Below are 11,383 nucleotides of genomic sequence, written 5' to 3' on the forward strand. Positions count from 1 at the left end.
TGTCCGCACCCTACCGAGCACGTGCAGTTAAGAAAAGAAGAAACCCGAATAAAAATGTTCTCGTGATCATCGCGACGCTCCCTGGACGTGGTGTGCGGACGGAGCGGACAGCGGAGTAATGTCCTCGCGCACGGTCACTTTTGACCGCATCCGACGGAGGAACAGTGCCCGGACTCGTTCGGCGGCCGGTCGTCGTCTGGCTGCTCGCGGCCCTCGCCGTACCCGTGCTGCTGACCGCTGTGCTCATTCCGGCCAAGGCCGGCACCACCGAGGACGACCTCCGGGACCGATCGCTGACGGCGCTGCAGGCCCGCGGGATCACCGGTGCCGAGGTCGACGTGGACGGTCGCGATGCGACGGTCGCCGTACCGGCCGGCGTCGATCCCGCCGTGGTCAAGAAAGTCGTCGACGGGGTCGAGGGCGTTCGCGCGGTCCGGGTCGAGGGTGGTGGCGGCACGCCCTCGCCGTCACCGTCACCGACCGAAGCGCCGGCTCTCGCGTCGTTCGAGGTCGGGCGGACGGACAACTCCATCCGCGTCCAGGCCCCGGTCAAGGATCAGGCGGTCAAGGAGGCGATCGCCGCCCAGGTCGACACGGTGCTCGGTCCCGACCGCGAGTTCGACGACCGGATCACGATCGACGCGGCGAACGGGCTGCAGGACGCCACCGCGGTGTCCGCGCTGATCCACGCCCTCGCGATCGGGACCGGCGACGCGTCGGTGCGGTACGACGGTACGACGATCACGCTGACCGGGAAGGTGCCCGACCAGGCGACCAAAGCGACCGTGGCGCGCGCCGCGGCGAAGGCGGTCCCCGGTGCGGTGATCGCCGACCAACTGCAGACCCCGGCACCGCCGAAGCCGGAGGTCAGTGAGGCGTGCCGGACGTTCCAGAGCCGGCTGTCGGAGTTCAGCCGGCAGCACTCGATCATCTTCCTGTCCGGTACGTCGATCGTGAACAATGACTCCAAGCCGTCGGTGGTCCGGGCCGCGGCACTGCTGAAGTCGTGCCCGGCCGTCCGCGTCGAGATCGCGGGTCACACCGACAACCTCGGCTCCCCCGCCAGCAGCCTGCCGCTGTCCGAGCGACGCGCGGCCGCGGTCCGGGCGACGCTGGTGCGGCTCGGGGTGCCGGCAGGCCGTCTCCTCGCCCACGGCTACGGCGAGGCCTTCCCGGTCGCCTCCAACGACACCCCGGCCGGCCGGATCGCCAATCGCCGGGTCGAGCTTCGAGTACTGCAAGGGGCCTCATGAGTTGGCTGATCGCGGAGACCTGGATCCTGCTGCTGGTCGCGTTCCTGCTGGGCAGCGCGGCCGCCTGGCTGCTGCACCGGCTGCTGCCGGCGAGAGGGGCGCGCCGATGAGCTGGCTGCTGCGGCACAACTGGCTGTGGTCCCTGCTCGCCTTCCTGCTCGGCGCGGCGATCACGTGGTTCCTGCTAGTACGACGCGAGCAGCCCGCACCGGCCGAATCCGCCGCCGAGGAGCCGGTCGAGGAGAAGGAAGAAGTCCTCGTCGGAGCTTCAGTCGGAGCAGTCGACGCAGCAGACGCCGTCGACGCACCGCCCGGACCCCGGCCCGCTCCAGTGGCCGACGTACCCCGGCCCGCTCCGGTGGCCGACGTACCCCAGGCACCCGCACCGGCGTTCAACCGGCGGATGGACGCCGAGCGGATCGCGACGCCGACGCTGTTCGACCAGGACGTCGACGAAGACACAGCTGCGACCGAGCCGCAGGTGCAGGCCGTCGTGCCGCCCGGCCGCTACGGTGAGGGCTCGGCCGAAGCGGTACCGCACCAAGGTCCGCCGGACGGGTTCACCATCAAGGGCAACGCCCAGTCGATGCTGTTCCACACCCCCGACTCGCCGTACTACGGCCGGACCAAACCCGAGGTCTGGTTCCGCTCCGAGTCCGACGCCGAACGCGCCGGCTTCACCAAATACACCCGCCGCCCCCGCAAGTCCCCCAACCCCCGCGACTGACCCCGGCCGAAGGAGAGTGACCGTGAAGCACGAGGTCACCGTCCCCTACACCATCGAACAGGACGAGAACGGCGTGTGGTGCGCCCAGGCCGCCCTGCTCCCGGACGCCTTCGCAAACGGCCAGGGCGATACCAGGGAGGCCGCTATCGAAGACCTGCGCGCCGGGATGGCCGTCCTGGCCGAAGAGGTCGGCGTGCCCCAACAACTCACTGTCGTGGTCGAGACGCCCCGATGAGTTCAGAGTCGTCAGTGGAGCCGGAGAAGGGGCGCGGGCAGGAGTTGAGTCCTGAGGAGGTTCTGCGGCCCACTGCGGATGCTCGGGGGGCGACTGGTCCGCGGGCTGGGAAGGGGCGGGCGTCTGGGCGGCGTGGGGGGAAGTTGAGCGGCCGGGCGCGGGAGGAGCGGGGTCGGAAGCGCTGAGTTTCGGCGGGTGGGATAGGGGGATCAGGCCCCTATTTGCTTGTACTGGCAAAAGGCCGTCACACTGAGCCGAACGCCAGGACGGATCACCCACCGACGGCGTGCACCACATCCCCGGACACCCACCGGACACATCGCACGGTCTTCTTTTTACGGTCCCCGCTTTGGGGTATGGGAAACCAGTGCATGCCCGGGAAAGTCCACCCACGCTGTCGCCACGGTCCGTGGCGGCAGGCCGCAGTACCGCTAGGTTTGGAGACACCCGATGGAGGTGAGCGTGACCGACATGCTGCCGGAGCAGCACCACGGACTGACGAAGAGTGACCCGCTGTGGTTCAAGCGGGCCGTCTTCTACGAGGTCCTCGTGCGGTCCTTCAAGGACTCGAACGCCGACGGCATCGGCGATCTGCAGGGCCTGACCGAGAAACTCGACTACCTCGAGTGGCTCGGGGTGGACTGTCTCTGGTTACCCCCGTTCTATCCGTCGCCACTGCGCGACGGCGGCTACGACATCTCCGACTACACCGGGGTGATGCCCGAGGTCGGCACGATCGCCGACTTCGCCGCGTTCATGGAGGCCGCGCACACGCGCGGGATCCGGATCATCGTCGACTTCGTGATGAACCACACCTCCGACCAGCACCCCTGGTTCCAGGCGTCGCGCAGCGACCCGGACGGTCCGTTCGGCGACTTCTACGTCTGGTCCGACACCGACGACAAGTACAGCGACGCGCGCATCATCTTCGTCGACACCGAGTCGTCGAACTGGACCTGGGACCCGGTCCGCGGCCAGTACTTCTGGCACCGGTTCTACTCCAACCAGCCCGATCTGAACTTCGAGAACCCGGCCGTCGGCGACGCGATGATCGAGGCGCTGAAGTTCTGGCTCGACCTCGGCGTGGACGGGTTCCGGCTGGACGCGGTGCCGTACCTGTTCGAGACCGAGGGCACCAACTGCGAGAACCTCCCGCGCACCCACGAGTTCCTCAAGCGGGTCCGCAAGGAGGTGGACGCGAACTACTCCGACCGCGTCCTGCTCTGCGAGGCGAACCAGTGGCCGGCCGACGTGGTCGAGTACTTCGGCGACCGCTCCTCGGGCGGCGACGAGTGCCAGATGGCGTTCCACTTCCCGGTGATGCCGCGGATCTTCATGGGGGTGCGGCGCGAGTCGCGGTTCCCGATCTCGGAGATCCTGGCCCAGACCCCGGAGATCCCGGACACCTGCCAGTGGGGCATCTTCCTGCGCAACCACGACGAGCTGACACTCGAGATGGTCAGCGACGAAGAGCGCGACTACATGTGGGGCGAGTACGCGCAGGACCCGCGGATGAAGGCCAACATCGGCATCCGCCGCCGGCTGGCCCCGCTGCTGGACAACGACACCAACAAGATGGAGTTGTTCACCGCGCTGCTGCTCAGCCTGCCCGGTTCGCCGATCCTGTACTACGGCGACGAGATCGGCATGGGTGACAACATCTGGCTCGGTGACCGCGACGGCGTCCGGACCCCGATGCAGTGGTCACCGGACCGCAACGCCTCGTTCTCCACCGCCACACCGGGCAAGCTCGGCCTGCCGGTGATCATGGACCCGGTCTACGGCTACCAGGCGGTCAACGTCGAGGCCGAGATGGAGAACGCCTCGTCGCTGCTGCACTGGACCCGCCGGATGATCCAGACCCGCAAGCAGCACCCGTGTTTCGGCATGGGTACCTTCACAGACCTGGGGGGTTCCAACCCCAGCGTGCTGTCGTACGTCCGCGAGTTCGGTGACGATGTGGTGCTGTGCGTGAACAATCTGTCGAGGTTCCCGCAGCCGATCGAGCTGGACCTGCGCCAGTGGCAGGGCGTGGAACCGGTCGAGCTGCTCGGTGGGGTGCACTTCCCGACCATCGGCGAGTTGCCCTACCTTTTGACGCTCGGCGCGCACGGTTTCTACTGGTTCCGGCTGCCGGTGCACAAGCCGGCTGACCACGAGGAGAGCATGTAGTGAGTTCCCATCTGGACCAGGTCCAGTCCTTCTGTTCGGGCCAGAGGTGGTTCGGCGAGAAGGGACACGACGTCCATGTCGACGCGATGGCCACCTCGGTGTGGCTGTCCGGCGAGGACGCCTGGCCCGCGGTCCGGATCGGGTTCGTCTACTGTTCCGGCCCGCCCGGGTCGGAGTTCCCCATCCGGGTGTACCAGCTGCCGCTCAGTTACCACCGCGAACCGGTCGACAACCTCGGCCACGCGCTGGTCGGCGAGTGGGAGGAACAGGACCTGGCCGACACCCGGGTCTGGGTGTACGACGCGCTGCACGACAAGGAAGCGACGCCGTACTGGCTGGACGGCCTGACGCACGGACGGCAGCTGGACGGGCTGGAGTTCCATCCCGTCCACGCTCCGGACCACGCGACCGTCGTACCGGAGGACGCGCAGTCGCTCGTCCTCACGGTGGAGCAGAGCAACACGTCGCTGGTGTTCGGTGACGTGGCACTGCTCAAGGTGTTCCGCCGGCTCGAGCCCGGGAGCAATCCCGGGGTCGAGATCGAGTCGGCGCTCACCGAGTCGGGGTCCGAACTGGTCCCCGAGGTGCTCGGATCCGCGCGCGGATCCTGGCCGCGCGCGGGCGGCGGGACCGACGCCGGCGACTTGGCGATGATGACGGCGTTCCAGAAGAACGCGACCGACGGGTGGGCGTTCGCGACCTCGTCGGTGCGGGATCTGTACGCCGAGGCCGATCTGCACGCCGAGGAGGTCGGCGGTGACTTCGCGGCCGAGTCGCACCGGCTCGGCGCGAGCACGGCGCAGGTCCACTCCGAGCTGGCCAAGGCGCTCGGCACCGACATCTGGGAGCCGGACCTGCTGGTCGAACATGCGGCGGCGATGCGACGCCGGCTCGATGTGGCGGCCGCGGCGATCCCGGAACTCGCGCCGTACGCTCCGGGGCTGACTCGAGCGTTCGACGCACTGGCGTCGTACGACCAGCCGGTGACGGTGCAGCGGATCCACGGTGACTTCCACCTCGGTCAGGTACTGCGGACGATCGACGGCTGGAAGCTGATCGACTTCGAGGGCGAGCCGGCCAAGTCGCTGATCGAGCGGCGGGCGCTGGACACCCCGGTCAAGGACATCGCCGGGATGCTGCGCTCGTTCGACTACGCGGCCCGGTCCCTGCTGGCCGACCACCAGGGCGACCAGCAGATCGCCTACCGGGCAGCCGAGTGGGCGAGCCGGAACCAGCGGGCGTTCTGCGACGGATACGCCGAGGTGATGGGCACGGATCCGCGGGAGCAGTCGGTGCTGCTGAGCGCGTTCCTGGCCGACAAGGTGATCTACGAGACCCTCTACGAGGCCCGTAACCGCCCGTCCTGGCTCCCGATCCCGCTCGCCGCGGCCGCGCAGCTGGCCGAACAGTGATACCCCCAGGCGCTAGCCCGGTCCGAAGACTGACGCAAGTGCGCTGAGCTTGCGCGGTACGTCGTACTCGGCGCCACCCTCGTGGCCGTTGTACGGGAACACCTCGAGCTGGGCCGGACCGCCGTACCGATGGAAGGCGGCGACGACGGTCGAGGGTGGGCAGACGTTGTCCATCAGCGCGACCGAGAACCACGCCGGGCAGTCCGCCCGGGCCGCGAAGTTGACCGCGTCGAAGTATGACAGGGTCGCCATCGCCTGCTCCACCTCGAACCGGTGACCCTTCAGCCAGCGCCCGATCTCGGCGTACGGGCCGTTGTCGGTGATCTGCGACGCGCGCCGATAGTGGCACAGGAACGGTACGTCGGCGATCGCCGCGGACAGGTCGTCACGGAGACCGGCGACGGCCAGCGCGAGGCCGCCGCCCTGGCTTCCACCGATGACGGCGACCCGGGAGGGATCGACGTCCGGACTCGCCTTCGCCGCGTCGACGGCGCGCACCGCGTCGGTGATGAGCCGCCGGTAGTAGTGCCGGTACGGGTCCTCGATCCCTCTGGTCAGGAACCCTGGGGACGACGACCCGTGCCCGTCCGGCGCGATGTCGGCGGTATCGGCCACGGTCTTGCCGCCACCACCCTGGCCCCGGTTGTCCATCACCAGATGGGCGTAACCGGCGGCACTCCAGGTCAGCCACTCGTAGGGGATGCCGCGGCCGCCGTTGTAGCCGATGTACTGCACCACCGCGGGCGACGGCCCACTGCGATGGCGTGGCAGCAGCAGCCACGCCTTGACCGGTTGACCGCCCCACCCGGCGAACGTCACGTCCTGTACGTCGACAGTCGCGAGCCGGGCGTCGTACGGCGCGAACCGGGCGTCGATCGGGCTGCCGGCCGCGTCGTCGAGCGTCTGCTTCCAGAACGCGTCGAAGTCCGCGGGTTCCTCCGGGTCGGGCCGGTACTCGCGCAACCGGTCCAGGGGCATGTCAACCAGCATCAGGGGTTCTCCTCAGCGGAAGGTGGCGGTCAGGGTGCCGCCATGGCTGTCGGTGACGTCGGCGATCAGGCGCCAGCCGGCACCCCGCCGGACGACCTGGACTTTGTCGTCGGCCGCGACGAAGCGCAGCCCGGGCTTGGCCAGGTCGACAGCGACCGTCGTCCGCATCTGGGTCGGATCGGAGATCGCGACCGTGCCGCGCGCCATCACGACCGAGGCCGGCCCGTCTGCGGTGAGCTCCGCGGCACATCCGGCCTGCCAGAAGTTCGCGGCCAGTACGTCGTGCAGCCGCACGGCGTGGACGGTCGAGTCGGCGCGGAGTCGTCGTACCGGCCGATTCCGGGCGAAGGCTGTGGTCGCTCCGAGGCTCGCGGTCGGGAGCTGGACGTAGTAGTAGCCCTGGGCAACGGGTGCGGCACCGTGGTCGATCCAGAGGGTCTGGTACGGCCTGGTCACCGGGGTGTCGGTGCCGTACTTGAGGTTGATCTCGCGCCAGGTCGCGGTCCGGTTCTCCCGGAGCATCCGGACCGGTGTGCTGTCCGGGAAGATGTAGCCGCCGGTGCCGGCCAGGTGACAATAGCCGGGTGCCTGGGTGAAGGTCTCGGTCCCGGTGCGGAGCTTGCGGTTCTCCACGATCGTCTCGACCGACCCGGGTCCGGTGATGTCCGAGCCGAGGCAGACCATCACGTCGTCGATCAGGAACCAGCTCTTCAACGCGGTCAGGCCGGTGCCGTGTCCGCGCAGGTCCATACCGTAGGCGCCGATCGTCCGGCCGGGTACGGCTGCTCCCCCGACCCAGTCGGCGGCACTAGTACTGCGGAACCCGTACGAGTCGGCCAGTCGCCGGGTGTCGACCGTCGTCCCCGGCAGCCGGTACGGGTCGACGGTCGGCCAGTAGTCGCCGGAGTAGTGGCCGAGGTCGTCGTCGTACACCAGGACCATGCCGTCGGACAGGTGCCAGCCGTGCAGGTTCTCGGTCTGGATCGACTCGTAGTTGTATATCCGCGACGAGTACGCACTGAGCCCGATCGTGAACCCGGGCCGGTGGTGCGCGGCCTTGTCCATCCGCGGGTACTGCTTGTGCAGCACGAGCGGGCCGCGGGCCGGCGTACCGGAGGCGAGCACGGCCCGGGCCGCCACCAGTGAGGCCGGGTCGGTGACGGTGAGGAAGTCGCGGAAGGTGTCCTCGGTGATCCACTGTTTGACCAGCGCGGTGAGCCGGGTGGCCCGGTCCGGCCGCGCGGCCGGGATGAGTCGCAACGCGCCCTCGATCACCGTCTGGGTCGGCGCGTGGTTCTGCTTGCTCGGCCGGGCGATCTCGCGGCCGCAGACCGACCCCATCAGGTCACCGCGGGCCATCAGCGGATCGAACGCGTCGTCGATCCAGTGGTAGATGTTGTCCAGGTCCGGATCGGTGACGGACCACTGGGTACCGCCGAGCAGGTAGAGCAGCGACGACAGCGTGCCGAGCAACTCCTTCCCGTAGCCGCCGTTGTACGGGTGCTTCCAGTGCTGGAGGAAAGCGCCGTCACTGTAGAAACCCTCACCGGTCCCGTCGGTCCGGCCCGGTGCGTCGTTGAAGGCGAGCACGCTGTTCGCGCCGTCGCCCTCGACATCGCTGATCGCGTCGCGCACGCGGGAGAGCGCCGCGGTGTCGCCGTCGAGCACGGCCCGGACGGCGACCACTGTCGCGATCCAGACCCGGTTGGCGCCGGTCGCGATCTGCCGGTCGGCCCGCCAGAGATTCGGATCGGGTGTGTAGTGGTTGATCGCGGCCGTGTACTTCGACCGCAGTGCCGGGTCGATCACGTCGTACAGCAGCACGAGCGTGTCGGCGAACGCGGCGGCACCGCCGATCTCCCAGTCGTAGTCGTTGTCGTACCGCGGCAACGTCGGGCTGTACCGGTTGGCGTACATCCAGTCGAGCGCGCCGAGCACGTCCGCGGCGACCTGCGCGTTCCCGGCGTACGACGAACCGGTGGTGCCCCAGGCGACCGCGATCTGCTTGATCCGGCGGAGGTTCGACGCGACGTGGTTGGACAGGGTGGTGCTGGCCAGATCGGGCCAGAGGGTGGTGCGGTTCGCGGACCGGTCGAGGGTGGTCAGCGCGGACTTGGCGAGCTTGTCGATCCGCGCGATCGCGACCGCGAGATCGGGATCGGTGGGATCCACGGTGGGACCGCCGGTCAGCAGCGTCTGCCACCGGCGGCGCAGCTCGTCGGTGGACTCGTCGGCCCGGGCCGGCAGCGTGAGTGGGCCGGCCATCAACGCGGCCGAGCCGCCGAGCATGCCGCCGAGAACGGTTCGTCGGCGGAGGGTGAGAGCAGGCATCGAATTCCTTTCAGGCAAGGAGGGCGGAGGCGATCGCACGTGCTCCGGCCGCGTTGGGGTGCAGCCCGTCGCCGCTGTTGAAGTCAGGCCGGAGCCGGGCCGGATCGGCGGGATCACGAAGCGCCGCGTCGACGTCCACGAGGGTGTCGAAGATGCGGCCGGTCCGGAGTCCGGCGTTGACCTGCTGCCGGACGTGCTCCAGCTCGTCGGTGTAGCGAATCCAGCCCTTGAACGGGCCGATCGTTGCCCCGAGCACCTTCAGCTCGTGGTCCCGGGCCCGGCGCGCGAGTTGGCCGTACGCCGCGAGCAGCACGGCGGGATCGAGCTGACTCGGCGGCTGCTGGATGTCGTTGATCCCCAGGAACACCAGCACGGCATCGAGTCCCGGCAACGCCAGCACATCACGGTCGAATCGGGCCTGTCCGCCGGGACCGAACCGTCCGTCGTCAAGCAGCAGTCGATTGCCGCTGATGCCGAGATTCGCCACCGCCGGACTGCGGTGGAAACGCGCCGCGAACTGATCCGGCCAGCGCAGATTCGCGTCGTCCGGCGTGCCGACGCCCTCGGTGATCGAGTCGCCGAGGATCGCGAGCGTCCGCCGGCCGCGGCTGCTGACATCGACACCGGTGATCAGGAAGACCGATTTGGTCTGCCGCTGGTACGCCGAGTTCGCGGCGCCGGTCAGGTCACCGGTACCGATCAGTCCGGTGGCGTGGACATTGCGATGGAAGCTCAGTGGTCCGGTCGGTCCGGGCAGATAGATGCTCACCACCACGTCGCCGCGGTCGGGCACGTGGAGGTCGACGGGATCGCTGAGCACGGTCGCACCGGCCGCCAGGAGCACCTGCTTCTCGCCGAAGAACAGCACGGGCCGATCCCCCGCGGTGACGGAGCCGACGATGATCGGAGTGGTTCCGAACGGGTTGGCGAAGCGGAGTCGGATCGGGCCGCCGGCGGACAAGCGCAGAACGTGGCGGATCGTCGTGTCAGCGAACCCCGCAGTGGCGTCCGTGTCGGTCGCGGTCGGAGCGGTCTGTGCGGTCGCCCAGCTCGGAACCCAGCGGCGCCCACCCGGCGCGGTGGCCGCGGTCGTCGCGGTGGCGGTGGCCGGCGCGGCGATCAGAGTCAGCGAGCCGGCGGCCGCCCCGCCGAGGAGCCCCCGGCGGGACAGCGAGCCCATCAGCAGGACCCGGTGGGGTTGAAGTCGGCGCCGTACGTGCCGACCGAGTTGCCGCCGGTGTTGCCGGACATCGTGTTGCCGCAGATCTGGCCCTGCGGTGTGCGCATGAACTTGATACCGCCGGCGTCGTTGCCGGTGATGGTGTTGCCGTAGACGTCGTTGTCGATGCCGTCGGTCGCGGTGTCGCCGCCGAGCCGGACGCCGGCACCGGTGTTGTCGTAGATCGTGTTGTAGCGGAAGGTGTTGCCGCTCCCCCGGGCGTCCAGGCCGCCGGAGCTGGGGTCCTTCTGCTGACTGCAGTCGTTGTACTCGACGATGTTCGCGGTCGAGTTCTCCTTGACGTCGACGCATTCGTTGCCGGCCGTCGCGATGGTGTTGTGGTGGATCCGGTTGTTCCGGCTGCGGTCGGGTTGATCGTCGGGCGCACCGTTCTCACCCTGCTGCTCGGGCGCGGTGCCGACGTAGATACCCTCGCCGTTCTTGCCGCCGCCGGCGAACTTGAAGTCGTAGATCCCGCACGGACCGACGGTGTTGTCGTGGACGTCGGCATTGGTCACCAGGTACCGGAGCCGGACGCACTCACCACCGGCGTTCTTCAGGGACATGTCCCGGATGGTCAGCGTGCCGACGCCGTCACCAGGACTGGTGCTCATGACGTAGATGAGCTTGTCGCGGTAGCCCGAGGCGCTGGACGACGAGCCGTGCAGACCGTCGATGGTGAAGCCGTCCAAGGTGATTCCGTCGTGCTGGACCTGGAGGATGCGCGAGTTGCCGGCTCCCTTGACCACGGCGGTGGACGGACCGGTGATGGTGACACCCGAGCGCACCGTCACGGCGTCCTGCAGATAGGTGCCGGAGGCAAGGTGAACGGTCGCGTCGCGGGGCGCGGTGTCGAGTGCCTTCTGGATGGTGGCGAACGGCGCGCCGGACGACGTCCCGGAGTTGGAGTCGCTGCCGGACGTGGAGACGTAGTAGTCGGTGGCGGCATGCGCCGGTACGGCGGGTAGCGCCAGCGCGGCGCCGAGGATCAGGATCGGGACGGCTCGGGACAGTCTTCTGGACATGGAGGTCCTCCTGAGGGCG

The 11,383-nt window shown here is 68.9% G+C and carries 9 protein-coding genes; 5 read left to right on the forward strand and 4 right to left on the reverse strand.

All coding sequences use genetic code 11. The annotated features are described in order from the left end of the window. The first annotated feature begins 164 nt into the window (after positions 1–164). The 5 genes from ACGFIF_RS23520 (at position 165) to ACGFIF_RS23540 (ending at position 5,799) form a co-directional block, all read left to right on the forward strand. Positions 165–1,253, forward strand: a complete 1,089-nt coding sequence (locus tag ACGFIF_RS23520; protein WP_393157262.1) for an OmpA family protein — start codon at positions 165–167, stop codon at positions 1,251–1,253. A 106-nt stretch (positions 1,254–1,359) separates the two neighbouring features. Continuing rightward, entirely contained in the window at positions 1,360–1,980 is a 621-nt protein-coding gene (locus ACGFIF_RS23525; RefSeq protein WP_393157264.1) for a hypothetical protein, read from the forward strand. A gap of 22 nt (positions 1,981–2,002) precedes the next feature. Beyond that, on the forward strand, positions 2,003–2,215 hold the full coding sequence (locus ACGFIF_RS23530) for a type II toxin-antitoxin system HicB family antitoxin (RefSeq protein ID WP_393157266.1): 213 nt from the start codon (positions 2,003–2,005) through the stop codon (positions 2,213–2,215). Between the two features lie 450 nt (positions 2,216–2,665). After that, complete coding sequence (treS, locus tag ACGFIF_RS23535; RefSeq protein ID WP_393157267.1) at positions 2,666–4,387, forward strand: maltose alpha-D-glucosyltransferase; 1,722 nt, start codon at positions 2,666–2,668, stop codon at positions 4,385–4,387. Continuing rightward, positions 4,387–5,799 carry an aminoglycoside phosphotransferase gene (locus tag ACGFIF_RS23540; protein WP_393157269.1) on the forward strand — a complete coding sequence of 471 codons (1,413 nt, stop codon included), beginning with the start codon at positions 4,387–4,389 and terminating at the stop codon, positions 5,797–5,799. The genes treS and ACGFIF_RS23540 overlap by 1 nt, the downstream gene beginning before the upstream one ends. Positions 5,800–5,811: 12 nt before the next feature. Here the strand turns inward: ACGFIF_RS23540 and ACGFIF_RS23545 are convergent, their stop codons facing one another. Genes ACGFIF_RS23545 through ACGFIF_RS23560 form a run of 4 tightly spaced genes read right to left on the reverse strand, consistent with a single transcriptional unit; the run spans position 5,812 to position 11,364 of the window. Further along, entirely contained in the window at positions 5,812–6,789 is a 978-nt protein-coding gene (locus tag ACGFIF_RS23545) for an acetylxylan esterase (RefSeq protein WP_393157270.1), read from the reverse strand. A gap of 12 nt (positions 6,790–6,801) precedes the next feature. After that, positions 6,802–9,120, reverse strand: a complete 2,319-nt coding sequence (locus ACGFIF_RS23550) for a polysaccharide lyase 8 family protein (RefSeq protein WP_393157271.1) — start codon at positions 9,118–9,120, stop codon at positions 6,802–6,804. A 10-nt stretch (positions 9,121–9,130) separates the two neighbouring features. Continuing rightward, positions 9,131–10,300: a GDSL-type esterase/lipase family protein gene (locus ACGFIF_RS23555; protein ID WP_393157273.1), complete on the reverse strand. Its 1,170-nt coding sequence runs from the start codon at positions 10,298–10,300 to the stop codon at positions 9,131–9,133. After that, a complete protein-coding gene (locus ACGFIF_RS23560) occupies positions 10,300–11,364 on the reverse strand; it encodes a DUF1565 domain-containing protein (RefSeq protein WP_393157275.1) in 1,065 nt (354 codons plus the stop codon). Before ACGFIF_RS23560 ends, ACGFIF_RS23555 begins: the two co-directional genes overlap by 1 nt. Positions 11,365–11,383 lie beyond the last annotated feature (19 nt).

The sequence above is a fragment of the Kribbella sp. NPDC049174 genome, from assembly GCF_043197365.1.
Lineage (GTDB): Bacteria > Actinomycetota > Actinomycetes > Propionibacteriales > Kribbellaceae > Kribbella.

Bases quoted from the DNA above. Each gene is read 5' to 3' on its own strand.
- ACGFIF_RS23545 (WP_393157270.1), bottom strand. From the start codon at position 6,789: ATGCTGGTTGACATGCCCCTGGACCGGTTGCGCGAGTACCGGCCCGAC.
- treS (WP_393157267.1), top strand. From the start codon at position 2,666: ATGGAGGTGAGCGTGACCGACATGCTGCCGGAGCAGCACCACGGACTG.
- ACGFIF_RS23555 (WP_393157273.1), bottom strand. From the start codon at position 10,300: ATGGGCTCGCTGTCCCGCCGGGGGCTCCTCGGCGGGGCGGCCGCCGGC.
- ACGFIF_RS23560 (WP_393157275.1), bottom strand. From the start codon at position 11,364: ATGTCCAGAAGACTGTCCCGAGCCGTCCCGATCCTGATCCTCGGCGCC.
- ACGFIF_RS23525 (WP_393157264.1), top strand. From the start codon at position 1,360: ATGAGCTGGCTGCTGCGGCACAACTGGCTGTGGTCCCTGCTCGCCTTC.
- ACGFIF_RS23550 (WP_393157271.1), bottom strand. From the start codon at position 9,120: ATGCCTGCTCTCACCCTCCGCCGACGAACCGTTCTCGGCGGCATGCTC.